Source organism: Deinococcus sp. QL22, from assembly GCF_023370075.1.
Classification (GTDB): Bacteria; Deinococcota; Deinococci; order Deinococcales; family Deinococcaceae; genus Deinococcus.
Genome location: NZ_CP097153.1, coordinates 343,784 through 370,783, shown reverse-complemented (window position 1 = coordinate 370,783; position 27,000 = coordinate 343,784). Strand labels below are relative to the sequence as shown.

The following is a 27,000-nucleotide window of genomic DNA, read 5'->3' as shown; positions in this document are numbered from 1 at the left end:
GCCGCCCCAGACGCGCAGGCAAGAAATGGGGCGCGTTGGTCTATTCAGCAGTCCCAGACAGAATCAGGACTGAGTTCAGGCTTCAGCGGGCGCGGCGCTCCACCAGTTGCTGTGCTTGCGCGAGGGCCGTGGGGATGTCCTTGGTGCCGCTGAGTACTTCGCTCAGGGCGTCGTTCACGATCTGCTCGGCCACTGGGTCAAGTTTGTTCACATCAATCGGCTGAATCTTGGCTGCGGCGCTGCGCCACAGCAGACGCGTTTTCTGGTTGCCCAGGTAGGCCACGCCCTGATTGAAGATGGGATCATTTTGTGCAGCTTTCAGGGCGGGGAAGGCTCCGGTCGTCTTAAACGCCAACACCTGCTGGGCCGGATTGGTGGTCAGGTACTTGATGAAGTTCCAGGCAGCGTCTTTGTTCTGGCTCTGGGTCGGAATTCCCCAGAACGAGCCGCCGTAGCTGGCAAAGCTGTTGCCAGGAAGGTTCTGCGCGCCCCATTTGCCTGCGAAATCCTTGGCCAGCCAGTTCTGCATGTGGCCCACCAGCCAGGCTCCGCTGAATTCGGTGGCCAGATTGCCCTTCTGGAAAGCCGTCGTCCACTCAGGCGAGAAGGCGGCGCCGGCACGGGCGTCAAGCTTGGCATCACGAATCTGCTTGGCCACCGTGAAGGCCCGCACGAACCGGGCGTTGGTCGGGCTGACCAGCACTTTGTTGCTCTTGTCGAAGTACATGCCCTCGCCGCTCTTGAGTCCGGTACGCAAGATGATCCCTGCAGCTTCCGAGGCGTCGGGAATCAGGAACACGCCGGGATTGGCCGCCACCACTTTTCTCCCGTTGGCGATATAGCTCTCCCAGCTGGCATTCAGCTGTGCAGGCGTGACTTTGGCTTTGGCCAGCAGGTCGGTGCGGTAGAACATCGAACCAGGACCGACGTCGGTGGGCATTCCGACCATCCGTCCGTCCTGAGTGGTGGCCTGGGGGAAGGTGTAGCTCACGAATCTGGACTTGAACTGGCCTGCGTTAAAGGGCGCCTTGTTGAGGTCGGTCATGCCGTTGCCTTCTGCAAACTTGGCCACGTAACCGAAGTCGATAGCGACGACGTCCCCAGCCCCTTTGCCGGTGGAGAGGGCGGTGGTCAGCGCGTTGTGGTGATCTGCGTAGGCCAGAGAGCTGATCTTCACTTCAACGTTTGGGTAGAGCTTATTGAAGCCTGGGATGGCAGCCTTGATCACGCTGTCGAGGTCGGGAAATACGCCCACCGTAATCGTGGTTTTTTGGGCTTGGGCAGCTCCCAGGGTCAGTGCAGAGGTAAGGGCCAGAACCAGCGTGCGGGTGTATTTCATGGGGGACCTCCAGGGTCAGAGAGAAAGCGCATGGATAGCGCCACGGTTTGTAGAAAACGTTTTCTAGAGTCGCAAAAGCAACAGAAAGAGGGCGAGAACCGGAGGTTGGTTCATCAGGAAGCTAGGTTATTGATCCCTTCGAGAATACAGACAGAAAACGTTTTTTGCAAGGGGGTAGGATATCCATTGGTCAAGGTCTCTCCTCCTCTGGTCAGGGGCACAATCCTAAAATTGACCTTAATCGTTTTACCGATCACCCGTCGAGTCCCCTCCCAGACAGGTCAAACCAACCGAACAGGCTTCCAGCAGCAGACCAATTGTGGCCGCTATACAGCTGCACCCCGCCGTGATAACGTTTTCAGCAATGACCTCCGTGGGAACTGATCGCAACCTGACTATCCGTGACGTCGCCCAGCGGGCAGGCGTGTCCATCAGCACGGTGTCACGGGTCATCAACGGAAAGAAGGTCCGCGACGAGCTACAGGTCAACGTGCAACGTGTCCTGAGCGAGATGAACTTTCGGCCCAGTGCCGTGGCCCGCAGCATGGTTCGGGGCCGCACGCAGACGGTGGGCGTGCTGGTCGAGGACATCAGCAGTTCGTATTACGCCGAAATGATCAAGGGAATCGAGCGGATTTTGGAGCGCACCGGACACCACCCGCTCTTTAAAAGCAGCCACTGGAACCTGCAACTGGAAGAAGAGGCGCTGCAGGTGTTTCTGGATCACAATGTGGACGCCATCGTGGTGGTTGGCGGCCTGATCTCCGAATCCCGCCTGCAAGACCTCGCTGCGCGGATGCCCCTGGTATTGGTCGGACGCGCGGGCGTCAATGTACAAGCGCCCACCATCAACCTCAATCAACGGGGCGGAGCCTACCAGGCCACCCGTCACCTGATTGAACTGGGCCACCGGCAAATCGTTCATATCAGCGGCCCCACCTCTCAGGAAGACGCCGTAGCGCGGCGCATGGGGTACCTCGACGCCATGCGCGACCACGGCCTCGACGTGCGCCCCGAGTGGCTCTGTGAGGGTGACTTTCTGGAAACCAGCGCTTTCCGCGCCACCATGCAACTGATTGAAAACAGTACCCCTTTTACAGCCATTTTTGCTGGAAACGACCAGATGGCGCTCGGTGTCAATCTGGCGCTGCACCGCAAGGGCTTGCGTGTTCCTGACGACGTGTCTCTGGTGGGATTTGACGACCTGCCGGTCAGTGCCTACGTCGTGCCGCCCCTGACCACCATTCGCCAACCGGCGCAGGAAGTGGGCGAACTGGCAGCCCACGCTGCGGTTCGCCTGATGGGCGGAGAGGCAGCCCAGTTGGCGCCGCTGGACCTCAAACTGCTCGTCCGCGAGAGCACGCGCGCTGTGCGCCGCTAGGCGGCGAAGCGAACCTTTAAGTTCAGTGCTGGGTGAGGCTTTGCCCCGCTACAGTGCCCTCATGATTGCTCGTGATTTTGGCAGCACCGGCCTTCGCGTCAGCGCCCTCGGCTTCGGGGCGGGGCACATCGGCAGTCCGGATCTGGGAAAAGACGATGCAGGTCGGCTGCTGCACCACGCGCTGGATCTGGGCATCACTCTCATCGATACAGCCCGCGGCTACGGCCTGTCTGAAGAACGGATCGGACGGCACCTAAAAGCGCGGCGCGGCGAGTTCGTGCTGTCGAGTAAAGGTGGCTACGGCGTAGATGGCGTGCCCGATTGGACGCCCGAAAACATTCGGCTGGGCATCGAACGCGCGCTGCGAACCCTGCAAACCGACGTGATCGATATTTTTCACCTGCATTCCTGCCCGCTGGAAACCCTGCGGCAAGAGGAGTTGCTTGGCGCTCTGGACGCCGCCCGCCAGCGCGGTGAGATTCGGGTGGCGGCCTACAGCGGCGAGAATGACGCGCTGGCGTGGGCTGCCCAATCCCCTCACTTCGGGAGCCTACAAACCAGCGTGAATGTGGTGGATCAGTGGAGCCTGCGCCAGGTGCTGCCGGATGCCGCCGTACGCGGGCTGGGAATTATTGCCAAGCGCCCCGTCGCCAACGCCGCGTGGCGTTTTGCAGAGCGTCCGACAGGCCAGTATGAGCAAGCCTACTGGGATCGCTTGCAACAGGGCGGCCTGACCCCCGGCGACCTTGACTGGGATGAGTTCGCGCTCCGCTTCAGCACCTTTGCCCCCGGCGTGCAGAGCGTCATCGTGGGCACAGCCAAGCTGGAACGCCTGACGCACAACGCTGCGATTGTGGCGCGTGGCCCGCTGCCGGAATCCGAGATTCAACGTGTGATGACCGCATTCGGGCCGTATGTAAGCCAGTGGCAGGGAGAAGTTTAGGCAACACCGCTGAAGCTCAAGCTAGAGAGTAGAGATACAGATTTCCGCTACAAAGTCAATATCTTGTATCACTTGACTGAACCCAGCACCACCTGTAGACTTCGGCGCATTGGCGAAGGCCGCTAACTGCTCTCTGGTCAAAGCAAAACTGACTCTGTAGGGTCAGATTCTCAGCCCATGCCCTATTGATCCCACTCGACTACCTCCTGCAAGAGGTAGACCCCGCCCTACTGCCATCCGGAGAACCCACCCTTGCCCGCCGATCCGTCTTTTCTTCTTCCTCCGGCTCCAGTCCAGATTCTGTACGAGTCCATGACGGGCAATGTGCGCCGCTTCGCTGCGGGCGTGCAGGCGTTGGCAGAGGGCGCAGCGGGCAAACATTTTGAGGTGCTGGATTTACGCAAAGCCGTTCCCAGCGGCGACTTCTTACTGATGACCTACACCTTTGGTTCCGGCGGCGTGCCGGACACGACGGCCCGCTTTCTGGCCGATCATGCGGTAGGCCTGCGCGGAGTCGTAGCAAGCGGCAGTTTTCATTGGGGCACAAACTTTGGGCGGGCGGGCGACCTGATTTCGGGACGGTACGGCGTGCCGTTGGTGGCACGGATCAATAAGGCCGGCACCGCGTCAGACCGTCAGACGGTAGCCGCGTGGCTGGCCGAATACTGCATGAACGTACAGGCCCGGCCCACTGGCCTTTCAAAACCAAGGAGCGCGTATGGAACGTTGGATTGAACTGAACAACAAGATTTTGGCGGGCACAGTCGTCGACACGCGCTTCGACACCGACGCCCTGCAAGCCTACTTTCAGGAAAAGGTCAATCCGAATACGGTCTTTTTTCACGACCTGGCCGAGAAAATTCGCTATCTGACCGAGCATGGCGTATGGGACGCTTCCGTATTTGTCCGTTATACGCCCGACGAGGTGAAGGCCGTGTTCGAGCGGGCGTATGGCTACCGCTTCCGCTTCAAGGCGTTCATGGGCGCGTTTAAGTTTTACTCCGAATACGCCACCATGACGCCTGACCGCACGCGCTGGCTGGAACGCTACGAAGACCGCCTGAGCATGACGGCGCTGTCCCGTTCCGAAACCGTGGAAGAGGCGCTGGAACTCGTTCACCACCTGATTACCCAGACCTTCACGCCCGCCACGCCCACGCTGATGAACTCCGGCAAGGCCAACACAGGCCGCCTCGTGAGCTGCTTCCTGCTTCAAGACTGCACCGACAATCTGGACTCCATCACCAAAACCCTGAGCTTTGTGGCCGAGCTGAGCAAAGGCGGCGGCGGTATCGGCGTAGAAGTGAGCAACCTGCGGGCGCGGGGCGAGTCGCTGCGGGGCATTCAGAACGTGACCAAAGGCGTGATGGGTGTGGCGAAAATGCTGGACAACATGCTGCGCTACGCCGATCAGGCGGGGCAGCGGCCGGGCGCGGGGGCCATCTACCTGAGCGTCATGCACGCCGATTTTCAGGACACCCTGAATGCCAAAAAGATCGCCTCCGATGAGGACGCCCGCCTGAAAACCCTGTCGGTGGGGGCCACCATCCCCGATATTTTCATGGAAAAAGTGCGGGCAGGCGAGGATATTTTCCAGTTCTACCCCCACTCGCTGCATCAGGAAACCGGGCGCGAGTTTACGTCGATTGACTGGAGCAGCGAGTATCAAACCTTGGCCGACAACCCCCGCATCCGCAAAAAGCGCGTGTCGGCGCGGCGTATTCTGGAAGACATCGCCGTCACTCAGGGTGAAAGTGGCTACCCCTACCTGCTGTTTGAGGGCAACGCCAACCGCGCCAACCCGATTCCCAACGTCGGCTCTATCAAAATGAGCAACCTGTGCAGCGAGATTTTGCAGCCCACCCTGCCCAGCTATTTCCACGCCTACGGACAGGAAAGCAAAGACCGCATCGGGCTGGACGTGTCGTGCAATCTGGCGTCACTAGTGATTGAGCAGACGATGCAGAGCCGCGACTTGGGCCGCGTGGTGGGCGCTGCCGTGCGGATGCTGGACAACGTGGCCCGCTCCACCGCCATTCATGAAGTGCCTGCCGTGAAGCGGGCCAACGACGAGATGCGCTCGATTGGGCTGGGGGCGATGGGCCTGCATTCCTTTCTCGCCAAGCACGAACTGATCTACGGCTCGCCTGAGGCGCTGGAATTTGTGGATGTGTTTTTTGCTGCCGTGCATTACCACGCCCGCCGCGCCAGCATGGAACTCGCCCGCGATACTGGGTTCGTGTTCCGGGGCTTTACGGGCAGCCGCTATCAGTCGGGCGAACATTTTGCCCAGTACCTGGAGCGCGATTTCGTGCCGTACACCGCCGACATCGCCGCCTTGTTCGAGGGCCACGCCCTGCCCACCCGCGCCGATTGGCAACAGTTGGTGGCCGATATTCAGGCGCACGGCCTCGCGCATTCCTTCGTGATGGCGGTGGCTCCTACAGGCAGCATCAGCTACGTGTCGCACGCATCGGCCTCCATCATGCCGATCACCGAAAAGGTGGAAACGCGCACCAGCAACAAGGCCCGCACGATCTACCCGATGCCGCACCTCAGCGCCGACACCGAATGGTTTTACGAAGAAGCCTACGACATGGATCAGCGCCGGGTGCTGGACACGGTGGCAATGGCCCAGAAGCACGTGGATCAGGGGATTTCCTGCACCCTGTTCGTGCCCAGCAGCGCCTCCACGCGCACCCTGCAGGCCTACTACATCGCGGCCTATCTGCGCGGCGTGAAAACGCTGTACTACACACGAATGCGCAAAGCCAGCATCGACGAATGCCTGAGCTGCGCGATTTAGAGCATTTGGGAGCATGGAAGCGTCAGAAAAAAGACCTCTGACGCTTCCATTTCTCCCAAATGCTCCCTTAAATTCACTCACTCCGTTCGGTCAAAAGCAAACAACTCTTTTGACAAATGCGCTGATCCTGACCTTCCAAAGGAGTCCCCATGCCCACCACCACGCACCGCACACCGTTTAGCGCCACCAACTGGAGCGAGCCGGAAGACAGCTTTTCCACCACGTTTTACGAAAAATACACCTCTCAGTTGTGGTTCCCCGAAGAAATTCCACTCAGCAACGACGCGCTGGTGTGGAAGGCTTTGGGCGACGAGGAACGCTGGACGTATATGCACGCTTCGGCAGGGTTGAATGCGCTCGACACCTTGCAGGGCGAGGTCGGGATGCCCACACTCAGGCACCTGACTGACGGTCATATTCGAAAAGCGGTGTTGCAATTTCAGGGCATGATGGAAGATATACACGCCCGGTCATATAGTTTGATGAACAAGACGTTCCTGACCAGCAACGAGGAACGCGGCATTTTCGAGTGGGTTCGCACCCAGCCACACCTGCAATTCAAAATCGGCTTCGTGCAGGACGTGTTCAACGATCCAGATGTATCCAATCTGGGCCTCTGGAAAAAGATGGTTGTGTCGTGCATGTTGGAAACGGCGCTGTTTTATTCCGGGTTCTTCTATCCGCTGTACTTGGCCGGGCAGGGCCGCATGGTGGCTGCAGGCGAGATTTTTAACCTGATTATTCTGGATGAGGCGGTACACGGCGTGTACGTGGCGATGCTGGCACAGGAAAAATTCGAGGCGATGGACGAGGCCGAGCAAGCGTATGCCCGCGCCTGGTACAGCCACACGCTGCACACGCTGTACCGCAACGAGATCGCCTACAGCGAGGTCTTGTACGCGGGCGTGGGCTTAGTCGCCGATGTCAAGCGGTTTATTCGCTTTAACTTCAACGTGCTGGCCGACAACCTGAACCTGGAGCGGCCCTTCGACGATGAAGAAATTAATCCCATTGTTCGGAACGGAATTCGCACCAACGGCACCACGCACGACTTTTTTAGCGCCAAGGGCAACAGCTACAGCAAAATCAGCATAGAGCCGCTGGCCGAAGCCGACGTGGAAGCCCTCTGGTCGGGCGGATTCCCGGTGATGGCGGGGGTCGCCAATGACTGAACTTGCCACAGAAAACCGCCCGTTTGTCATGCTGACCCAGAACGATTGCCCCCAGTGCGAGCGCCTGAAGCTGATGCTGGACAAACCCCTGCGCGGGCAATTTGGCCCCCAGATTCGGGCCATTCACCGACAGGAGCAGGCCGAGGAGTTCAGTGCCCTGGTAGAGCAGTACGGCATTCAGACTACGCCTGCGCTGCTGCATCTGCCCAGTGGCCGGGTGCTGCTGAATACAGGCGGGTTGGGCGAGGTCAAAGCGTTTCTAACGCAGGGCTGAGCCATGGGGACTTTGCCAAGAAAAGAAGGGCGGCCAGAGCATCTTAACTCTGGCCGCCTCTCCCTACCTATCTTCTCAGGGCAGTGCCGATCCCGGCAGACTCGCGCCCTCGCCCCGCTTGGCCCGCAGCTCGCGTTCCTTGAGGGCTTCGGCGGCGTAGAAGCTGCCCACCACGGCCAGCATTGCGGCCACTTGCAGCACCACGCCTTCCCAGGTGGCGTGCAGACCGAGCCACAGACCCGCCGCACCCGGCAACTCGAAGGGGAGCGGATGCACGGGCAGCCAGCCCACCAGTTGCAGCGTATGCACGGTGTTGCCTACCATCACGCCCAGCACGGCGCAGATCAGCAGGCCCGTCCACACCAGCAGCTTTTTCATGGGCAGTTTGGCCTGCAACCGGAACACCAAGACGCCCACGCCGATGACCGCAGCCAACCCCAGCGCCGTGCCGCCCAGCACGGCCCCCGCGCCTGCCTGAAGCACCAGCGACTGCAAAAATAGCACCGTTTCAAAGCCTTCGCGGTAAATGCTGGTAAAGCCCAGCACGGCCAGACCCCACCACTGCGCCTGCATGGCCCGCCCGCCGCCATGCGTCAGCTCATGCTTGTGCTTCTGGAAACCGGCCATCCGGTCTGTCCAGTACACCTGATGAAAAAACCAGTTCATGATCAGCAGCAACACGCCGATGGCAATCAGGCTAACCACGGCTTCCAGTTTTTCGCCGTAGCGGCCCAACAGGCTGAGGGCTTGCTGCATCACGAACCAGGTCGCGGCGGTGGCCACAAACGCCGCTGCCGCGCCCACCCACATCGGGCGGCGCAGATGAATTACCTCGGCGCGGCGCAGCGATCCCATCAGGGCGGCCAGGATCAGCACAGCTTCCAACCCTTCGCGGAACACGATGATTCCGGCGTTGGTGGCGACTGCGGCGGGGGCGACTTCGGTGCCCAGAATGCGGGCCACATCGGCCAGCACGCCTTGCAGTGCGGCACGCGTGGTCTTAAATTCGCTCTCTGAGGCTTTGGCCCGGATCAGGGCGGCCAGCCCCGCAGGCTTCTGGGCATTCCACAGCAGGCCTTCCAACTGGGTTTTCAGATCAGGGTTGAACACGGCGATTCGGGCTTCGGTGCCGCTTTCCAGCAGGGCGTAGGCGTCCAGCCGGGCCGTTTCGGCACTCTGCCAATCTCCGGCAGCGGCAGCGGCCACCACGGCATCCAACTGGGTCCGCACCACGTCCAGATCGGCTCCCGCCTCCTGCTTTTGCCAGTCGGCGGGCAGGGCGGCGCGGGTGTCGGCCAGCAGGGCGTCTACGCGGCGGCTCAGGTCGGCGGGCGGCAACACAGCGGCCTTCATGGTCTGCGGCGTCAGGGCAGCGGTCAGAGACGCGAATCCGGCACTCAGGCGGCGGGCGGTAGTTTGGTCGGACAGCAGCGGCGCTATATCGGCCAACGCAGCGGTAGACCCGGCCAGAAAGGTGCGGGCCTCGTTGACTTCCACTTCCTGCGCCACCACAGCCTGCCTCCCGTCCAGCTTCACGCCGCGCCCATATTCCACCGGAACCAGAGCCAGAAAGCGCGTGACCTGAGACGCCCGCGCCCGCACCTCTCGGTCACTGAGGGGCGCGGCGCGGAAGCCTTCCAGAGCGGCCTGAACACGGCTCAGCGAGGCAGGCAAGGCCGCCAGTTCAGCGGTGAGAGCCAGAGCTTGGGCCTCAGACCGTTGCGCGGCGTAGGCGGGGCGCAACAGCTGGAAATAGCCCTGTGCCAAAGCCTGCTGTTCGGCAGCCAGCGTGCGAAATCCCCTTTCCTGTGAGGCTACCAGGTCGCGCAAGGCGTCGTTGAAGCGGGCCTGATAGCCGTCCAGCACATCAGCCCGTACCGCATTCAGTGCTGCCTCCGGGTGGATCTGTCCGGCGGCCAAGGCTTCTAGGGCGTCCGTCGCGTCGGCAGTGAGGCGGGTCAGGGGGCTGACCACCCGGAACTCACGCACCGCCAGCCACTCGCGGGCAGCGTCGGCGTTTCCAGCCTTCACATTCGCGTCTAGCGCAGTGTTGGCGGCGCGCAGGAGGGCCGTCCATGCCCCGGCGCGGGCCTGTGCCAACGCGGGTTCATTTCCGGCGGTGGCGGCCTGTGCGGCGGCGTTCAGCGCGGCTTCTACCTTGCGGGTGGCGGCGGCATCGGCAAGCCGCAGAGGCACCGCGATGGTGGCAAAGCTCTGCAGGGCTTCCCCCACCAAGCGGGCCGCTTCCACGCGGTCAAAACTGACTTCCAGCCCCGCATCGGCTAAGCGTGCCCGCACCGTTTCGGCGGGGGTGGCCAAGTCAGTGGCGTGGGCGGAACCCAGCAGGGCCACCCCGATCACCCAGCCTTTCACTGCAGTCCCCCGTTCACTGCGCCTTGACGCCCAGCAACGCCGCCGCCTGCGTGATGCGCCCGGTAATGACGGTGGCGCGGTTCTGGGCTTCGCGCTGGAGGGCTTCGGCCTGTTCGGGACTGTAGCGGCGCGTCTGCTCGCGGCTCACCAGTTTGCCCACAAAGCTCGCCAATTCATTCAGACCCGCCGTAATCTGGCCGTCCAGTCCGGCATTTTTGCCCTTCACATCGGCGCTCAGGCCCGCGTACATGGCCTGCCACGAACTCACGTTGCCCCGCAGGTCAGCCATGCGCGAGATCACCACAAAATCTTTGCGGGTGCTGGCCTGCCCCAGCACAAAGGGGCTGGATTTCCAGTCTTCAAAAAAGACCGGGCCGACGGTGGGCACGTTGCCGACCAAGGCACCGAACACGTCTTCACGGGTGGGCCGCCAAGCTTTGGCCGCCGCCTGAAGCCGCAGCGTTTGCGCGTGCAGTTCTGCCGCTGCCGCCTTCAGCACGTTCGCGTCGGGCAACTGGTCGCCGAAATCCATCTTCCCGTTGCCGTTCATATCAAAGGAAACGCCGCTGCCAAACGCCTTGACTGTGCCCCAGAGCGTGCCCTCGTTGACGCCAAACAGGTTGCCGGGTTTGGGCAAGGTTATGCCGTTGGGCAGCTTCAGATCGAAGGGAACCACGTCCTCTCCGCCTTCCGTACCGCTGGTTCCGGCATCCAGAATCACGTCGAACTGGCTCAGTTGCTCCACGCCCGCCACGATGCCCTCGATGTCCTCGTAGGCGGGACTGGCGGCGCTCCAACCTGCACGGGCCTGCTGCACGGCGGCGCGGGTGGCCGGGTTCTTGGCGAGGACGCGGTACTCGAACTTGGCCCTTTTTGCCAGTGCGTAATAAGCGTCGGCGGCCTTGGTCAGCGCCTGCGTACCCACCACCTGCCGGGCCAGCTTCCCGCCCAGATAGGTTTTCACGCCGTCCAGCGTGGCAGCCTGTGCAGAACTGTACAGGGCGAGAGTCAGGAGACCAATCGTGCGTTTCATGTTCTGATAGTGAACTAATCCGACCGATCAAGTCAAGTTTAGAAATAAAAAAGCAGCGCCCAAACTTTCCGTATTGGACGCTGCTGGAAGTGAGCCAAGCGTTGGCACTGGCTCACCAGAAAATGAGTTTAGCCTTTGAGTGCGGAGGCCAACTGGTGCAGGCCGTCCTGGTCGGCGGCGGGCGCGGCGGAGGCGAGCTTTTCGGTTTCGCTGCCGAGGCCGGGCAGCAGGGCCGCTGCGCCGGGCAGGTCGCCGCCTTCAAGGCAGGCCTTCAGCTGGGCGAGGTGGCTGACCAGCGTTTCCGCGCCGGGTACGCCGTCCAGCGTCTTGTGCCATGAGGTGACATTGCTGGCCGCCGTGCTGGCGTCAATGCCCGTGAGTCCGCCCTGAAGTGCCTGAAGAGTCTGCTGAAGTTGCTCGTTCATAGTCGTTCCTCCTGTCCAGATCTTTGTGCCCCGTTATCTGACTCTGGAAGCTGGACTGAATATGTAGGGCTTCACGCATAAACAGAGGACGCCTAATGCCAACTAAAGTCACAAATAATACAAAGACGCCAGGCTGATTGATATTACGTGAGAGCGTGCGTACTGATACTGACCTGTCCATGACAAACGACGCCGCACAATTGGAACAGCGGTTGGTGCAAGTGTTTAACATGGTTCATAGCAGCCCAGAGACAGATGTTGTATTGAAGAAGCGCCTTTCTGTGACCTTCCTGTTTCTGCCGTTAGACGTGGCAGTGCGGGTGGACGGCAGCAACGGGCAAGCGGCAAGCATCACCAGTGGCAACGAGGCCAAGACCGCACCCAGTGACCTGACCTTTCAAATCGCTGGCGACATCGCCCACGCCTTCTGGCAGGGAGAAGTGAACCCGGTGCAGGCGATGATGGCGGGCCAACTCAGCATTCAGGGGTCATTGGTGCAAGCACTCGCCCTGTCGCCCAGCCTGAAAGTGATGCAGGAAGCCTACCGGGGATTGGTGCAGCAGGGCTGAGCACAGGACGAGCACAGCATTAGCGTTCCAGCCGCAGATGCACAGCAAAGGGCGCAAACGGCGTGCCCAGCAGTTCTCCAGTGCGGGGGTCGAAGGCGTGGGCCTCGCCGTCCAGTTCTACGCGCCAGTTGCGCTCGCCACGCCGCTTGACTTGGGCGGGGCGCAGACGGGCAAAGTGTTCTCCAAACACCACTGTGCATACCTGTTCGGCTGTCAGGGGCTGCATGAGTGGAATGGCCAACCGCGCCCGCGTCGCAGCCCGTTCTACCTGTGCCAGCCGCATCACATCCAGATACACGCTGCGGCTCTGCACATCCCGCAGCAGCGCCAACGACGCCCCCGCCCACTCTGACAACGCGGGACGGGCATCCTGGCGCAGTACCTCCAGGCGGGCCGCCAGCACCGCCACCGGTAGGTTGGCCTGCCCGCTGTACAGCGGGTAGGGGCGCAGGTCTTCCAGCGTGGCGGGCCTATGCACGGCACGCACGCGCAGGGCATGTTCGGTCAGGGCAGCGGAACTGGGCGGCACAGCAGGAAGCGGCCTAGTAACAGGGAGGCGGTACGGCTTGGGCGGCAGCACCAATGCGGAGGGCAGGGGAGGAGCCAGAGGGGGAAAAGAGAAGATAGGCGGCGGCGCGGGCTGAGGCTGAGGCGAGGTGGACGGCCCACTTTCCGGCTGCCATCCCTCCGGCGCTTCCAGCCGCCAGCCGCTCTCCCACGCGCCCGGCCCATACGCCAGCCGGAGTTCACGTTTGCTGCGGGTCAGGGCCACAAACAGCACGCAGCGTTCTTCTTCGGGGTCGCCGTAGGGCATGGGCATCTGTTCGGGGTACAGCAGCGTGACCCGCTCCCATTCCAGCCCTTTGGCCCGGTGAACGGTGGACAGCAGCACGTCGGCATCTTCGCGGTACAGGCCGCGCAACACGCCCGAAACGCTGCTCAGGGTGGCCTTCCCGCCTGCTGAGGCCGCCGCACGCAGGGCCAGAAGCCGCAGACAGGAGCAGAGGTCGTTCAGCTCACCGAGGGCTTTCTTGGCTGCCCGGTCACCCTCGCCGGCGCGGTATTGCAGCGGCCTCGCACGGCGCTCATACAGGGCAGCTACGCGGTCTGGCACGGCTTCCTCGTCGGCGGGCACAGCAAAGGCTTCCTGGGCCGCCGTTTCCAGCCGGGTCGCCAAGTCGCGGCCCCGAATATTCACACTGATGTGGCGGGTCATCAGCAAGAGCGCCAGCCGCAACAGCGGGGCATTCAGGCGGCACAGCACCACGTCGCCGCGCCCATAGTGGGCCGCGTCTGCCGCCACATGTTCCACCGTGCCTGCCTGAGCTGCCCCCGAAGGCTGAATGAATTCGCTGGCAGTGCGGGCCAGTGCCACATGCGTTACGGGGCAGCGGAACGACACGCTGAGCGGCAACTCCTGTGCGCTCAGCCGCTCGGCCAGGCGCCACAGCCCACGCGGATCGGCCCCGGCGTAGGTGTAGATCGCCTGTTCCGGGTCGCCCACTGCGATGAACCGGCCTGTGGGGAGGGCTTCTTGAGCTTCCCCTGATTCCAGCCCCAGCAGATGCGTCACAAAGCGTTGACGCAGCGGCGTCAAATCCTGCGCTTCGTCTACCAGTGCAGCGCCCAGCGTTCCCCGGCCCAGACCCAATTCCAGCGGCAGCCACAAAAAGTCGGTGAAGTCGGGCAAGCCGCCCGCGTGCCAGTCCTGAATGCTGTGATACCGGAAAGCCCGCAAGACCCGCCGGAGGCCCGCCACGCCGTCGTTTTCGGGCCACTCAGCGTCCGCCGCCAGCGCCACCAGATCATCATCGTGAGAATCTTCGTTCAGCACGTATTCGCGGGCCAGATCCCACATGCGGGCCGCCCCGCGCAGTTGCCGCCGCGACACGGGTTCCGAGCTATACACCAATTCTGCCAGCCGCAAACTCCGGTCATTGTCAAGCGCCATCTGCGGCCCGCGCACCCCGCACAGCACCCGCCGACCGTAAGCGTGCAGCGTACTGGCCCGAATGCCCGGCGGCAGGCGCGGCCCCACCGCTTCTACGGAATGCTTGTTGTAGGCAAAATAGACGCCCTTCACGTCAGAACCCCCACTTTCAGAACCCAGGTGCCAGGCGGCTTCTGTCAGCGTGGTGGTTTTGCCGCTTCCGGCGGTGGCCCGCAGCACCAGATGCCGCCCACTGGCCCGCACCGCCTCTACAAACTCGCGCTGCTGCAGCGTGAACTGGGCTGGAATGGGCCGGGGCTTGGCGCTTGTGGTACGCAGAGTTTCTCCCTGCCGGGTCACGTAGGTCATGGGCGCTCCGGGGGGCGAGTGGGGAAGGACAGAGCGGCGGCGCAGAGGTTGGTAGGCAGGAAGGGAAGCAAGGCGAGCCTACCTTAGAGCATCTGTCAAAAAGATGGCGGGGCGGGTTTCAGATGAGCTTCAGATGGGGACTGTCTTTACGCGCCAGTTCGGGCAGGTCATGTCCTAAACTTTGGGCGGGCCAACGGGTAGACCACTGGTTGTGACCCGCTCCACCATCAAGTTTGCGCCTCTCTATCCACTTTCTCTGATACAAGGAGCGTCATGGGTATTTCACTTCAAAAGGGCGGCAACATTTCGCTGAGCAAAGAAGCTCCCAACCTGCAACGCATTCACGTCGGGCTGGGCTGGGATCCCCGCTCCACCGACGGCCAACAGTTTGACCTTGACGCCTCGGCCTTCCTGCTGACCGCCGCAGGCCGGGTGCGCGGCGACCACGATTTCATCTTTTACAACCAACTGTCCAGCATCGAGGGCAGCGTCAAGCACGCCGGAGACAACCGTGACGGGCAGGGCGACGGCGACGACGAAAGCATGAAGATCAACCTGACGCTCGTGCCTGCCGACATTCAGAAAATTGCCATCACGGTGACCATCGATCAGGCCGACGTGCGCCACCAAAGCTTCGGGCAAGTGGGCGGCGCGTTTATCCGGATTGCCAATGAAGACACCGGGCAGGAACTGACCCGCTTCGATCTCGGAGAAGACTTTTCCACCGAAACCGCCGTCATTTTCGGCGAAATCTACCGCCATAACAACGAATGGAAATTCCGCGCCGTGGGGCAGGGCTACGCGGGCGGATTGGCTCCGGTGGCCCGCAATTACGGCGTAAACATTTAACCGCCCTGGCCTGTCCTCTACCCGGTCAGGTCGCGTCGGGTGGGTGTTTTGTGTCACTTGGTGTTGGGGCGGGAGTGCCTGCCTCAGTAACCAATCCCAGTGACCAAACGTGCGCCACACGTCCCATGACCCGCCAATTTAGGGCATAGTTTTCTGGTTGCACCGGGCGCTCTTTGCCCCGCACGGCAGGCGCAGGACTTGAAAGGGTTGTCTGATCCGCGCCTGCCCGCCCATTTGGTCACAAAGATGGGGGCATCTTTGCTGGCACCCGCCCTTCTTTTCGCCCCCCTTCCCAGAGGTAGACAGTGATTCAAAGAGAGTTTGGTTTTGCATTCGGCGTTACAGCCATCGCGCTGATTTTGGCTACATGGTACGGCTTCAGCAACGGCGGTATCGCTGTGGCCCTCAATTTCCTCCTGATCGCCGTCGTGCTCGGTGTCATGGAAGTCAGCCTGAGCTTCGATAACGCGGTGGTCAATGCGTCGGTGCTGAAAAACATGTCGGCCAAATGGCAACAGCGTTTTCTGGTCTGGGGCATTCTGATTGCTGTGGTCGGCATGCGGATGATCTTCCCGATTGCGATTGTGGCGATCACGGCAGGCCTCAGCTTCGGCGAAGTGACCAGCCTTGCCTTCAACGATTCGGCCCGCTACGCCGAATATCTGGAAGAGTCCGAAGTGGCGATCAGCGCGTTCGGCGGCGTCTTTTTGCTGATGGTGGCTCTGAATTACCTGATGGATCCCAACAAGGACGAGCACTGGCTGGCGGGCTTCGAACGCCGTCTTGCGGGCATTGGCAAGCTGGACACCGTGCAGGCCATCATTGCGGGCGGGGCACTGCTCCTGATCACCAATCTGTCGGTGGCTCCCGCCGAGCAACTGACCGCGCTCAGTGCCGGAATGATTGGTCTGCTGCTGTACCTGGCCATGAACGCCCTCGGCAACCTCTTTGACGCCGACAACATGGCCGCCAAAGCGGGCGCGGCAGGCTTCGCAGCGTTCATGTACCTCGAAGTTTTGGACGCCAGCTTTTCGCTTGACGGCGTGATCGGCGCATTTGCCATCACCAAAGAAGTCGTGATCATCTCGGCAGGCCTCGCTATCGGCGCGGTCTTCGTGCGCTCGCTGACGCTGTATCTGGTGCATCAGGGCACCCTGACGCAGTACCGCTACCTCGAACACGGGGCGCATTACGGCATTTTGGCGCTGGCCGTCATCATGCTGCTGCACATGAACCGCAACATCCACATCCCCGAACTGCTGACCGGACTCATCGGCGTGGGTTTCATCGTCTTGTCGATCTGGTCGAGTATCCGGGCCAACCGCAAGGAAGCGATGGATGGGTCAACTAAGGCGTAGCCGCCGAATTAAACACGAGCAAGGGAAGGGCCAGAGAGCAACATATCTCTGGCCCTTTCCTTCTATGTAGGGTCTATTTGCGAGAAGACCGCCACAGCCCCCAACCCGCCAAGCCTGTGCCCACCAGAACAGCGCCACGCAGCAGGCCCGTTTGTGCAACTCTGGTATAGACGCTGATTTCCTTCACGTGGCCGGGGTAATCGCCGCGCTCCGCCAATCGCTCCGACGGATACTCAAGAGCGTTGGCAGCGCGGGGCAAAGGCGGTTTCTCGCTCTTGGTGCGCGGAATGACAAAACCGCGCATCGCCCGGTCGGTGGCTCCGGGTGCAAGTTGCCCAAATGCAGCGATACCTTTGCCGCCGCCCCCCACAAACACGTCACGAACAGGATGCTCGGCGGCATGCAGGATGGCGCGGGCCACCGTTTCCGGAGCGTATACAGGCGGCACATGTTGCGGCTCGGCGTCCAGATAGTTACGGGCATTCAATGGAAACGGCGTATCGATGGGGCCAGGTTTGATCAGCGTCACCGAAAGAGGTGCGCCTTCGGCTTCCAGTTCCATCCGCAGGGCGTCGGTAAACCCTTTGAGGGCGTGTTTGCTGGCGCTGTACATGCCCTGCAGCGGAATGGCCCGCTCGGAGACGGTGCTGCCCACATTGATGAGTGCCCCACCTTTAGCTTTAAGTTCGGCGACTGCAGCCAGTGAACCGTATACCTGTCCCCAAAAATTGATCTCGAAGAGGCGTCGCATGTCGTCTACGGAGACTTCTTCCAGCTTGCCGTACATGCCCACGCCCGCATTGTTGACCCAGGTATCGAAGCCTCCAAACGCCTGCCGCGCGGCTTCCACAATGAGCTGGATATCTTCTTCCCGGCTCACGTCGGCTCCCACAGGTACAGCTTGCCCGCCCGCCTGCACGATCTCGTCGGCCAATTGATTCAGCGCCCCTTCACTGCGGGCCGCTAACACCAACCGCACACCTTTTTTTGCAGCCATCCGCGCTGTGCTGAGGCCAATGCCACTCGACGCCCCCGTAATGACCATCACCTGCTGATTAAGTTTTTTGAGTGTCTTAGACATATTTTCCCCTCTGCACTTGATCTGACCTAGAGGGTGCGGCTGTCAAGCGGTTTGGATGCCAGTTCACCCCACCTTCTAAAGATTTGAGGGACAAAAAACCAATTCTTGTTGAATGCAGTGACCTATAAGGCTTCATTCTGCTCAAGAAAACGCCCATGTTTTGAACAAGTTGATGGGCGAAATGCCAGGGTATTTGCTTCGCTTATAGCAGAATATTTATCATAAATTAGTTGATGACATTTTATTCATCCCAATGGATGGTTCGGTGCGCCTTTAGCTCACTATCGCTAACTTTGAGTCGCCTCTATCGCTAACTTTGAGTCAAAACACAAAAAACCTCGTACTGAACGTTAGCTACCGACTATCGCTAACTTTGAGTCAAAAGGGTCATTTTGGGCCAAAAAGGCACGCTAACTTTGAGTCAAAGTCGGAAAACTACCATCGCTAACTTTGAGTCTTTTGGGCCAAAAAGGCACGCTAACTTTGAGTCATGCTATCGCTAACTTTGAGTCAAAGTATCGCTAACTTTGAGTCAAAAAGGGGGGTAAAGCACGCTACCTTTGAGTCAAAAAGCCGAAAAAACCCTTACCCACACGCAAAACTGCCCCCCGCTTGATGATGCATTCATATGTTTTAAAAGCTTTTAAAAATACCTATAATCATCAATCATGACGCAGGGCAACGAACACCTCATCAACGAGCTGACCCTCGCCCGCTCCGGCGTCTTCAGCATTTTGAACCGTGATATCGGGGACGATCAAAGCTGGGAAACGACCTTCAACATTGGGGATCGGCACTTTTACGTCGAGGGCGTGGCTTCGCGTGGACGGCCACATGGAGTCGACCCAGACGTGCTTTTGGCGCTGCAAACCCTATTTTTTGAAGCAGGTTGCCCTGAAGACGACACGGTGGTGTGTACGGCTTACCGCCTGCTGCAACTTACGCCACTGGGGACACGTGGCAACGCTTATGTGCGCCTCAGAGAGAGTTTGTTGCGCTTGGAAGGCGTGAGTTGGCTGACCCGCGTCTCCCGCCAGCAGGGCGGCAAATTCAGGGGTATGACCGAAACCAACCGCCTGATCGACCGAATTTCCGTTCACGACGTCAGCCTGAGTGCCAGCGGTGCAGGCGGCGCGATTGTGGGCAGTGCCCCACTGCGGGTCACGTTTTCGCGTCATTTCGCCCAATCGATCCGTGAGGGCTTTTATCAAATTCTGGATGCTGAGCTGCTCAGCGACCTGAAGCAGCCCACCGCCCGCAGCCTGTACCGCGTGTTGCAGGCCCACCGAGTCGGTGACGACGGCTCGTTGGCCCGTGAACTTCCTGTGATCATCGCGGCGTGGCGGGAAGCAACGGGCCTGAGTGGCCAGCGCACCAACAACGTCCGGCGCACCCTGGACGGCGCACATGCCCACCTGATCGCTGCCAAGTACCTCCGTAACGTGTCTTATGACGGCTCGGGCGACAGCCAGCGCATCACCTACGCCTTCGAGGGCGAAGTCGATCCAGAATTGGTGGAACTGTTGACGGCCCTCAAAGTCAGCCGCCCAGTGGCCGAAGCATTGGTGGCCGATCATCCCGAACGCATTCGCACCGCGGTGCTGGCCGTCAAGCAGCGTCTGGAAACTGGTTACAAACCCCGCTCTGTGGCAGCCACCTTGGTCGATGCCGTCCGCCATCCCGAAAAATACGATGTGTTGCCCAAACAGGCTCAAGGGCCGTCTGGGAAGGCAGGAACAGCCCAAACCAAGCGTGAGGAACAGCCGGTCTTGCTGCCGCTCAGCCGTGAGGAGTCGTTGGGCATGGTGCGCTCCATGTTGCGCGTGAAATTGGGCCGCCCACCCCATGCTGAAACCCTCACAGCGCTGGAAACCCTCGACGCTACCGCCGTGGAACGCTTGGCTGCTGCGGTCAGGGGCAAGGGAGATCTGGTGGATTTGGTGCAGGCATTGACGGGCCTGTCGGCCTGATTGATATTTGTTCTGGAGACTTTCTTCTCCGAGCGACGAGAATGCCGCTCAGAGGTATTGACTTAGCCCGGAGTGCGAGAAGTGAAGCAGCAAGCCTTGGAGACCCCAGAGAGAGCCTTTACGGGCATATTAGATCTGGTGAGGTGCGCCACAATAGAAAGTCACCCTTCGGCTGGTGTCCCGAATGGGTGCAGTTTTAGTGAGGTGAGCAAGGTTGAGGGGCCAGTACCTTGACGGCTCTGGCCCCTCATCAACCCAAAGTCAACTTAAAAAAGTTTTATGGCCCAACCTTGACGCCTCTGGCGCTGAGTTTGTCTTGCCAGCGGGTGAATTCCTGTTTCTCCATCTCAAGAGTCACGGTGCCAATGTTCTGGTTGCCCACGCAGGTGGTGGTGTTCAACCCACAGTTGGGAAACCACGTCGGGTTGTTGCTAGTGTTGCCGTCGGCGGCCACCCGTGTCCAACCCACTACGTTGTTGTCCATGCGGTTGTTAGCGAAGGTGGCCGGCGACAATTTGCCTGCTCCAGTCGGATCCCACACGTACAGGCCCACGTTGGCCGCTGGAAGGCGCTGGCCATTCGGCATCCGGCCACTGGACAGGACACGGTTGTTGTACATCTGGTTGTCGACTCCACCGGCAATGGCGATGCCGTGGTTGGTCGTGCCCACGATCTGGTTGTCATGGACCCGCGCATAGCCAGAATCCAGGGGGTTAAGCACTTTCCCATCGCCCAACAGAATGCCGCCTCCGGCATAGGTCGTATCGGTGCTGGGCGACATGCCATACGCGCCCTGAATGTAGTTGTTGTGGATCAGGAAGGGGCTGGAAGGCGTGCCGCTGGAGACGTAGAAGTTTATGTTCTCTTCGGTGCGGCTTTTGCCGGGTTCGTTGATGATCTCGTTCCACGCAATTTCCACGTTCGGCAAGCGTTTGACGTCGTTGAACAAGATCGCTTGCACCACCCAGTGGCTGCCGTTGTAGCCACCCGCCCCGTCGCTAAGGCGACCATCGGTGTTCTTGAAGCGGTTGCGCAAAATCTTGATGGTGTCACCGGCCGCTGCATTGCCCCGGAAAGCCCGGGCATAGATACCGGTGGACCCTTCGAAATAGCTGTTTTCAACGCGCAAGTTCAGGAATTCTTCGGCGTTGACGGCCCGGCCTGCGGCCTTGCCTGCAACGTTGGGATTCAGGGCGTAGCCGCGCGTATTGCGGACAGTGAGGCGGTTGGCAAAGCCGCTGATCAAGTTGCCCCGGCTGCGAATGTTGGAATTTTCGATGATCACGGGTTCACTGGTTTGGATCAACACCGCAGGCTTATGCAGGGTATTTTCCCAGTTGCCCGAGTAGGTGCCGCCTTTGGTAATCACAATCGGCCCGCTGTAGGTGATTTCGGTAGGGGCGGCGGGGGGCACAGGTGCAGGTGCGACGGGTGCAGGGGCGACAGAGGAGCAGGCCAGGATCGGGCTGGCCCAGTCAGCGTGGTCGTAATCCATGCCGTCACCCGCATCGGTAACCACGAGGCGCAGATTTTGGACGCCGCTGACGTTCACGCTGATGCCTTTGGCTGCGTCTGTACCGCGCACCGCGCCGGAATCGTAGAGTTTGATGGCGGTGTCGTTCCAGACCTGAAAGACCACGCTGCCCCGGTCGCCTACCTCATCGTCTAGGCCGACTTTTGCCGTGAGGGTGGTGCATTTACCGCCCAACGTGAAGGTCATGCTGGAACCCGCGTGGACACCGAATCCACGGGCATGGGTTTCGCCCGCCACTGTCAGGGTTCTGCCATCGCCCGCCATCTTGTCGCCGTTGCTGCGGTCTTTCTCGATTGGCCCCCAGCCGTTGGTCGCCGCCGTCCAAGACTCGTTGCTGAGCGTATTGTCGCCGGGATCAAGAGCCAACAGCGTTAGTCCAGTGGCGGCTGTGCCTGTCCAAGAATGATCTTGCCCGTCGTACACGAATGTTGGGGCGGTGGCCTGAGCGGGGGCGGTGGGCGTGTTACCCGAATCAGAATTACAGGCTGACAGGCCCAGCGTCAGCAGCGTCAACCCAAGCGGTAGAGGGCGCTGGATGATCCGGGCAAGTAGGAAATCAGTCAGTAACATGGGAGTCTCCTGGCGACAAGAAAAAATAGGTCGACGGTGTAGCTCGGCACCGCCGATTGAAGAATGTTGGTCTACTTGAAACCGTTTGGGGTACAGGGCTTCGCTGCGGCACAGGTCTGAGATCGCTCAGGCCGCTGCCCAACCGACTGGCAAAGGTCAATTCGCTTCGCCGCCTAAGACCATCTGATCTCAGGCCAAGAACAAGTTAACGAAAGTTAATGAAAGGATTCTGTTAAAACTTGCTAAAGAAAGTTTGAAGATTTTCACTTCTCACAAGACCTCTAAGATTGTTCATAGTAGTTACATTTCTTCCTCACCTTTTTAACATAAATGACTCTACTGTTTTTTGGAGATTCAACGCGGACGTCACTTATGTGACGTCCGCTCGCTTGAAGGGGAATAGCCGCTTTCAGCTGGGCCCATCAGACAGAAAGTCTTAAGCCATGTCCAGTAGAGATGTTCACTGATAGACTCGTCGGTCAACCCTGGATGCCTAAAATATGTTTCTCTATGAGAATTTGGGGATAGATGTGGCCTATATGAAAAAAATCACATCTACCTAACTTAATCAATTTGATGAGAACTCATGAGCAAGGTGAATGGTGCCGCATCCGGTAAGGCCTGTTCCTTTGCAGCTTGTTTTCCGTACAAAGGCTGTTCGGAGTCCGGCATGAGTTTGTTTGCTCGTTGGCGCAGGCTGCTGCGTCTCGTGCTGTCAATTTCTCGCCCTCTCCATACTCCACAGCCCAACCTGACTTGCCTCGGCAGGACTTGACCTTAAGCTGACCCGCCGATTCTAAGTTGCCCCTATGACGAATCATGTCCCGCCCCAGAGCGACGCGCTTTCTCCTGCTGTAGAGCAGAGCTTTTGGCACCGGTTGCTCGACCGTCAGCTGACGCGCCGTGGAGCGATTGGCGGCGCTGTGGCTACAGCTGCTGCTGTCGTGCTGCCCGTGACTATTAGCAGTGCCGAGGCCACAGCCAACAACGGCGGCCCGGTCAGTACCGTCGATCCCAAAAGTGTCAATCCCCGCACCGTGCCGCCCTTCCGCGCCATCCCGACGGGCCGGGCCGATACCATCACGCTGCCTACCGGCTACCGCTTTCAGACTGTGGCCTCTTGGGGAGAAGTGTTTACCGAAGGTGGCCGCGAAATCGGCTTCAATCACGATTATGTGGGCTATTTTCCGATCGATATGTTGGAAGGCGGAATGAGCAGCACCGAAGCCCTGCTGACCATCAACCATGAATACGCGAACGCTATGTTCGTGGGGGGCGACACCAAAAACCGCACGCCGGCCCAGATCGAGGCCGAAATGAAGGCCGTCGGCGTGAGTGTGGTACGTGTCCGCAAAGAAGGCCGCGAGTGGAAAATGGTCATGGACCCTCGAAACCGTCGCATCGATGGCTTGACTGACATTGAGCTCACTGGCCCGGCACGGGGCAGCGCCGCCGTGAAGGGAGCGACGATGGTCAAGGGAAGCGTGGGCAACTGTTCAGGCGGACAGACCCCGTGGGGCACGCTGCTGACCTGCGAGGAAAACGTGGACGGCTACCAGAAATCGTGGGAAGGCAGCGGCTACGAGGCCATGCATCAGGGCTGGGTCACCGAAATCGATCCCTTTGACGCCGCGTGGATGCCCAAGAAGCGCACTGCCATGGGCCGCTTCCGCCACGAGAATGTTGCCATTACGGTGGCCAAAGACGGCCGCGTGGTGGGTTATATGGGCGACGACATGCAGGACGCCTGCGTGTACAAGTTCGTGAGCCGGGGCAAATACGACCCCGCCAACCGCGCCGCCAACCGCGATCTGCTGACCGAGGGCGACCTGTACGTGGCCAACTTTGGTAACGGCAGCTGGGTGCTGCTGGACTACGACAAGAACAAGAAGCTGCAAGACGCCAAAGGCACTGACGGCAAGGCCCTGTTTGCCAACCAGGCCGACGTGTTGGCTGACGCCCGCGCCAGCGCCCTCGCCCTGGGCGGCACGCCTGTAGACCGTCCCGAAGACATCGAAATTCACCCCAAAACGGGTGAGGTGTACGTGGCCCTGACCAACAACGCCAAGCACGGCAACTACTTTGGGCAGATCGTGAAGTTCCGGGAGAACGGCGACGACTGGACGGCCACCTCCTTCCTGTGGGAAGTCTTCGCGGTGGGCGGCCCCCAGAGCGGGTTTGCCAGCCCCGATAACCTCGTGTTCGATCCTTACGGCAACCTGTGGATGGTCACCGACAACAGCGACCTTGCCAGCAACCCCATCAAGGGCTACCACGGCAACAACGCCATGTTCTTCTTTGCCACCGAAGGCCCCAGCGCAGGCAAAGCGCACCGCTTCGCCATCGGGCCAGTGGACGCCGAACTGACTGGCCCCGTGTTCTCGCCCGACGGCAAGACCCTGTTTTTGGCCGTGCAGCACCCCGGCGAAGACAGCGAGAGCATGGACAAGCTGCGCTCCAACTTTGCGGCTAAACCCGGCAGCAACGTGCCGCGCCCTACCCTGGTCGCCATCGAAGGCTTTCCCGGTTGGCGGGCATGACGGCAGGCTCTACCCCGACACCCAAAGCGCCGTGGATCGTGGGCCGCACGCCGCTGCTGATGCACGCTGCCGACGACTACCTGAACGAACTGACCCGGCAAACGCCCTGGCTCAAGGCCCGCCGCGAAGACTTACTGGAAGCCTTTGACGCCTCCTTGGGCGAGCCTGCGCCGCTGCTGGCCTACACTCCCGCTGCTGGCGAAGCATGGACGCGCAGCCTGCCCGAAGCCGAACAAGCCGAAGCCGCCAAGTTGCTGGCCGACTTCCGGGCCTACCTGGAAGACTGGGGCTGGCTGGAAGCAAACCGCTAAAGACTCAATTCTCCGGCGCCGTGCCTTTGGGTACGGCGTCTTATGTTTCACTGTATTTTTTAGGCGGAATTAATATAGAGTCCTGTGCATCCTCGTTTCCCCTCTACCCTCGTAGGAGAGGGACGCTGCGCGAGCAGCGGGGTGGCTGGTACAGCTCCGCAGGAGAGGGGGCGTGTGAACGGCGTCCCTGCACATGTCAAGGCTTCGGCTTCATCTGGTATTAGGCGGTCAGATATCTTGGGGCGAGCGGGATCACAAGCTCTGGCTGCGTATCCACTGTGCGGTGCGTTTTAGACCTTCGGCCAAGCTAAGCGGCGCTCCCAAGACTTGGCGGAACAGTGCGTCGTCCAACACCGAACGCTGAAGGTCACCGGCCCGCGCAGACGCAAACGTCAAGGTGGCCTCCACTCCGAGCGCCTGTGCCAACTGGTCGCCCAAGTCCTGCGTCGAGGTTTCGGTGGCCGTGCCGACATTCAGTCTTCTGGGAAAGTCGCCGCTGGCCGCTGCGATATTGGCGCGGGCCACGTCTCCGACATACACGTAATCGCGGAGGCAGCCCCCGTCGCCCAGCTCTGACCGAGCATTGATCTGAAGCGGTTGGCCCGACAGGAGGCGTTCGGCAAAGATAGCCACCACCCCCGCTTCGCCGTGTGGATTCTGGCGCGGGCCATACACGTTGGCATAGCGCAACACTACAGAATCCAGTCCATATTGCTGCTGGAAGGTCTCCAAGTATTTTTCAAAAGCCAACTTGCTGGTGGCGTAGGGGCTGTAAGGCCATTCCGCCGTGTGCTCGTCGGCCGTGCCCTGCGGCACCTCACCATAAATAGCGCCGCCCGTCGAGGCAAATACGATTCGCTGTACGTCACTCTCCAGCGCTGCCCCAAGCACATTCAGGCCGCCGATAATATTCACTTCTGCGTCGAACACAGGTTCGCGCACGCTGACACTGACGCTGGCCTGCGCCGCCTGATGGCTGATGACGGTCGGCTGAAAGTCGGCTACGGCGGCCCGGACAGACTCGCCGCTGCGGATGTCTACCTCATACAGCGGCACGCCTGCGGGCACATTCTCCCGGTGACCGCCAGAAAGATCATCGAGCGCCGCGACACTCCAGCCCTGTGCCAATGCAGCTTCAATAATATGGCTGCCAATAAAGCCTGCGCCGCCAGTCACAAGCATCCGTTCGTTCCTCATATTCCTCAGCATACCAGTGTTTGTGATATATCTGACAACTTAGATTTTAGCTGTTCTTAAAGACCAAGGAGCTAAGCGACAGGAAGGTCCACTTAAAGCCATGTATGGATTTCGAATCGAGCCAATTTATAACCCCGTTTAGGGCTTGATCAGCTTTAGTTTTACCCGCACCCAGACGATAAAAAAGGAGACGATATGATGAGATATCGTCTCCACCACAGTTTAGGGCGTCCGGCTGTGATTCGTCGACTCCATCGCTGGGCCAAACAGCACTCTATCTAATGAGCGGCGGTACCGTCATCAACAACTTAGTGACGCTTATTTGCTGGCTCTCCTCTTGGCGCGTGTGGTGTTCAAACACCAGTATCCGTCGAGCTGGTGGAGCATGTTGAAGGCAGACCGCCCCGGTCTGCCTTCCTACACTCAGGCCTCTACCCGAGGACTGCGACTGCTTGATCATCTGGAGCAGATCGTTTGTCCAGCAGAGCGCTGTGCCGAAGTGAGCATCGATGCCATGCCGCTCTCCATTTGCCCTCCTCAACGGGGGAAACGCACAGCGTTTCCCGGTTGCGGGTTGGGGTCATGGCACTCAAGGAGATGTCTACGGGGACAAATTGCACGCCTGGGTTTCACCTGCCGGGCAGATCATGCAGTACCTCGTCCAACCAGCCAACTTACATGACACCACCGTTGGGTACGAACTCAACCGCCGATAGCCTGACTTTGGCAGCCCAAAGATCATTGGCGACAAGGGCTATTGCAGCTTAGGTTTTATCTTTCCGCCTCAGACCAAGACGAGATATGACACCGGGTGGCGGGAAGACCGCCACCCGAAATTGCGGAAACGAATTGAAACGGTGTTCTCTCAACCCGCTGAAGCTCAGATTCGCTCCGTCCAAACCAAAACGCTGCTCTCACTTCGCTTCCGAGTTGTCCTAGCCGTACTCGCCCACAGTCTTCCCCAGCCCTAAACGGG

At 60.2% G+C, this 27,000-nt stretch carries 20 protein-coding genes and 1 pseudogene; 13 read left to right on the top strand and 8 right to left on the bottom strand.

The features are described 5' to 3' along the window. Window positions 1–82: 82 nt before the first annotated feature. The gene (locus M1R55_RS26410) at window positions 83–1,339 is read right to left on the bottom strand and encodes an ABC transporter substrate-binding protein (protein ID WP_249395961.1); all 1,257 of its coding nucleotides are present in this window, start codon (window positions 1,337–1,339) and stop codon (window positions 83–85) included. Between the two features lie 364 nt (window positions 1,340–1,703). Here M1R55_RS26410 and M1R55_RS26405 point away from each other — a divergent pair, with 364 nt between their 5' ends. The 6 genes from M1R55_RS26405 (at window position 1,704) to M1R55_RS26380 (ending at window position 7,915) form a co-directional block, all read left to right on the top strand. Continuing rightward, complete coding sequence (locus M1R55_RS26405) at window positions 1,704–2,720, top strand: LacI family DNA-binding transcriptional regulator (protein WP_249395960.1); 1,017 nt, start codon at window positions 1,704–1,706, stop codon at window positions 2,718–2,720. Window positions 2,721–2,781: 61 nt separating this feature from the next. Next, a complete protein-coding gene (locus M1R55_RS26400; protein WP_249395959.1) occupies window positions 2,782–3,663 on the top strand; it encodes an aldo/keto reductase in 882 nt (293 codons plus the stop codon). A gap of 252 nt (window positions 3,664–3,915) precedes the next feature. Further along, window positions 3,916–4,398, top strand: coding sequence for a class Ib ribonucleoside-diphosphate reductase assembly flavoprotein NrdI (locus M1R55_RS26395; protein ID WP_249395958.1), 483 nt, complete (start codon window positions 3,916–3,918; stop codon window positions 4,396–4,398). Next, window positions 4,382–6,469 (top strand): class 1b ribonucleoside-diphosphate reductase subunit alpha, encoded by a 2,088-nt coding sequence (gene nrdE, locus M1R55_RS26390; protein WP_249395957.1) that lies wholly within the window; start codon window positions 4,382–4,384, stop codon window positions 6,467–6,469. Before M1R55_RS26395 ends, nrdE begins: the two co-directional genes overlap by 17 nt. Before the next feature lie 149 nt (window positions 6,470–6,618). Beyond that, window positions 6,619–7,641, top strand: a complete 1,023-nt coding sequence (locus M1R55_RS26385; RefSeq protein WP_249395956.1) for a ribonucleotide-diphosphate reductase subunit beta — start codon at window positions 6,619–6,621, stop codon at window positions 7,639–7,641. Then, the gene (locus M1R55_RS26380) at window positions 7,634–7,915 is read left to right on the top strand and encodes a thioredoxin fold domain-containing protein (RefSeq protein WP_249395955.1); all 282 of its coding nucleotides are present in this window, start codon (window positions 7,634–7,636) and stop codon (window positions 7,913–7,915) included. Before M1R55_RS26385 ends, M1R55_RS26380 begins: the two co-directional genes overlap by 8 nt. A gap of 75 nt (window positions 7,916–7,990) precedes the next feature. On the opposite strand, the gene M1R55_RS26375 is transcribed toward M1R55_RS26380, so the two are convergent. From M1R55_RS26375 to M1R55_RS26365, 3 genes are all read right to left on the bottom strand, one after another. Further along, entirely contained in the window at window positions 7,991–10,288 is a 2,298-nt protein-coding gene (locus M1R55_RS26375; protein ID WP_249395954.1) for an FTR1 family protein, read from the bottom strand. 13 nt (window positions 10,289–10,301) lie between these two features. Then, on the bottom strand, window positions 10,302–11,321 hold the full coding sequence (locus M1R55_RS26370; RefSeq protein WP_249395953.1) for an imelysin family protein: 1,020 nt from the start codon (window positions 11,319–11,321) through the stop codon (window positions 10,302–10,304). Between the two features lie 128 nt (window positions 11,322–11,449). After that, window positions 11,450–11,746, bottom strand: a complete 297-nt coding sequence (locus tag M1R55_RS26365) for a hypothetical protein (RefSeq protein ID WP_249395952.1) — start codon at window positions 11,744–11,746, stop codon at window positions 11,450–11,452. Between the two features lie 179 nt (window positions 11,747–11,925). On the opposite strand from M1R55_RS26365, the gene M1R55_RS26360 reads away from it, so the two are divergent. Further along, window positions 11,926–12,315 carry an SCP2 sterol-binding domain-containing protein gene (locus M1R55_RS26360; RefSeq protein WP_249395951.1) on the top strand — a complete coding sequence of 130 codons (390 nt, stop codon included), beginning with the start codon at window positions 11,926–11,928 and terminating at the stop codon, window positions 12,313–12,315. A gap of 19 nt (window positions 12,316–12,334) precedes the next feature. Here the strand turns inward: M1R55_RS26360 and M1R55_RS26355 are convergent, their stop codons facing one another. Beyond that, a complete protein-coding gene (locus M1R55_RS26355) occupies window positions 12,335–14,614 on the bottom strand; it encodes a UvrD-helicase domain-containing protein (RefSeq protein WP_249395950.1) in 2,280 nt (759 codons plus the stop codon). A gap of 273 nt (window positions 14,615–14,887) precedes the next feature. Between M1R55_RS26355 and M1R55_RS26350 the strand changes: the two genes are divergently transcribed. Continuing rightward, window positions 14,888–15,463 carry a TerD family protein gene (locus M1R55_RS26350; protein WP_249395949.1) on the top strand — a complete coding sequence of 192 codons (576 nt, stop codon included), beginning with the start codon at window positions 14,888–14,890 and terminating at the stop codon, window positions 15,461–15,463. A 305-nt stretch (window positions 15,464–15,768) separates the two neighbouring features. After that, window positions 15,769–16,821 carry a DUF475 domain-containing protein gene (locus tag M1R55_RS26345; protein WP_249395948.1) on the top strand — a complete coding sequence of 351 codons (1,053 nt, stop codon included), beginning with the start codon at window positions 15,769–15,771 and terminating at the stop codon, window positions 16,819–16,821. Window positions 16,822–16,894: 73 nt separating this feature from the next. Here the strand turns inward: M1R55_RS26345 and M1R55_RS26340 are convergent, their stop codons facing one another. Then, entirely contained in the window at window positions 16,895–17,902 is a 1,008-nt protein-coding gene (locus tag M1R55_RS26340; RefSeq protein WP_249395947.1) for an SDR family oxidoreductase, read from the bottom strand. A gap of 668 nt (window positions 17,903–18,570) precedes the next feature. Here M1R55_RS26340 and M1R55_RS26335 point away from each other — a divergent pair. Further along, entirely contained in the window at window positions 18,571–19,872 is a 1,302-nt protein-coding gene (locus tag M1R55_RS26335) for a replication initiator protein A (protein WP_249395946.1), read from the top strand. Window positions 19,873–20,149: 277 nt separating this feature from the next. On the opposite strand, the gene M1R55_RS26330 is transcribed toward M1R55_RS26335, so the two are convergent. Next, window positions 20,150–21,976 carry an NPCBM/NEW2 domain-containing protein gene (locus M1R55_RS26330; RefSeq protein WP_249395945.1) on the bottom strand — a complete coding sequence of 609 codons (1,827 nt, stop codon included), beginning with the start codon at window positions 21,974–21,976 and terminating at the stop codon, window positions 20,150–20,152. Window positions 21,977–22,785: 809 nt separating this feature from the next. On the opposite strand from M1R55_RS26330, the gene M1R55_RS26325 reads away from it, so the two are divergent. Next, window positions 22,786–24,516: a PhoX family phosphatase gene (locus M1R55_RS26325; RefSeq protein ID WP_249395944.1), complete on the top strand. Its 1,731-nt coding sequence runs from the start codon at window positions 22,786–22,788 to the stop codon at window positions 24,514–24,516. Next, the gene (locus tag M1R55_RS26320) at window positions 24,513–24,827 is read left to right on the top strand and encodes a hypothetical protein (RefSeq protein ID WP_249395943.1); all 315 of its coding nucleotides are present in this window, start codon (window positions 24,513–24,515) and stop codon (window positions 24,825–24,827) included. The genes M1R55_RS26325 and M1R55_RS26320 overlap by 4 nt, the downstream gene beginning before the upstream one ends. A gap of 252 nt (window positions 24,828–25,079) precedes the next feature. Here the strand turns inward: M1R55_RS26320 and M1R55_RS26315 are convergent, their stop codons facing one another. After that, on the bottom strand, window positions 25,080–26,024 hold the full coding sequence (locus M1R55_RS26315) for an NAD-dependent epimerase/dehydratase family protein (protein WP_249395942.1): 945 nt from the start codon (window positions 26,022–26,024) through the stop codon (window positions 25,080–25,082). A gap of 195 nt (window positions 26,025–26,219) precedes the next feature. On the opposite strand from M1R55_RS26315, the pseudogene M1R55_RS26310 reads away from it, so the two are divergent. After that, a pseudogene (locus M1R55_RS26310) lies at window positions 26,220–26,995 on the top strand (transposase). Window positions 26,996–27,000 lie beyond the last annotated feature (5 nt).

Coding starts and splice junctions, on each gene's coding strand:
- M1R55_RS26355 (WP_249395950.1), bottom strand. CDS start 14,614: ATGACCTACGTGACCCGGCAGGGAGAAACTCTGCGTACCACAAGCGCC.
- M1R55_RS26410 (WP_249395961.1), bottom strand. CDS start 1,339: ATGAAATACACCCGCACGCTGGTTCTGGCCCTTACCTCTGCACTGACC.
- M1R55_RS26320 (WP_249395943.1), top strand. CDS start 24,513: ATGACGGCAGGCTCTACCCCGACACCCAAAGCGCCGTGGATCGTGGGC.
- M1R55_RS26360 (WP_249395951.1), top strand. CDS start 11,926: ATGACAAACGACGCCGCACAATTGGAACAGCGGTTGGTGCAAGTGTTT.
- M1R55_RS26400 (WP_249395959.1), top strand. CDS start 2,782: ATGATTGCTCGTGATTTTGGCAGCACCGGCCTTCGCGTCAGCGCCCTC.
- M1R55_RS26340 (WP_249395947.1), bottom strand. CDS start 17,902: ATGTCTAAGACACTCAAAAAACTTAATCAGCAGGTGATGGTCATTACG.
- M1R55_RS26365 (WP_249395952.1), bottom strand. CDS start 11,746: ATGAACGAGCAACTTCAGCAGACTCTTCAGGCACTTCAGGGCGGACTC.
- M1R55_RS26325 (WP_249395944.1), top strand. CDS start 22,786: ATGACGAATCATGTCCCGCCCCAGAGCGACGCGCTTTCTCCTGCTGTA.
- M1R55_RS26385 (WP_249395956.1), top strand. CDS start 6,619: ATGCCCACCACCACGCACCGCACACCGTTTAGCGCCACCAACTGGAGC.
- M1R55_RS26335 (WP_249395946.1), top strand. CDS start 18,571: ATGACGCAGGGCAACGAACACCTCATCAACGAGCTGACCCTCGCCCGC.
- M1R55_RS26350 (WP_249395949.1), top strand. CDS start 14,888: ATGGGTATTTCACTTCAAAAGGGCGGCAACATTTCGCTGAGCAAAGAA.
- M1R55_RS26370 (WP_249395953.1), bottom strand. CDS start 11,321: ATGAAACGCACGATTGGTCTCCTGACTCTCGCCCTGTACAGTTCTGCA.
- nrdE (WP_249395957.1), top strand. CDS start 4,382: ATGGAACGTTGGATTGAACTGAACAACAAGATTTTGGCGGGCACAGTC.
- M1R55_RS26330 (WP_249395945.1), bottom strand. CDS start 21,976: ATGTTACTGACTGATTTCCTACTTGCCCGGATCATCCAGCGCCCTCTA.
- M1R55_RS26380 (WP_249395955.1), top strand. CDS start 7,634: ATGACTGAACTTGCCACAGAAAACCGCCCGTTTGTCATGCTGACCCAG.
- M1R55_RS26405 (WP_249395960.1), top strand. CDS start 1,704: ATGACCTCCGTGGGAACTGATCGCAACCTGACTATCCGTGACGTCGCC.
- M1R55_RS26315 (WP_249395942.1), bottom strand. CDS start 26,024: ATGAGGAACGAACGGATGCTTGTGACTGGCGGCGCAGGCTTTATTGGC.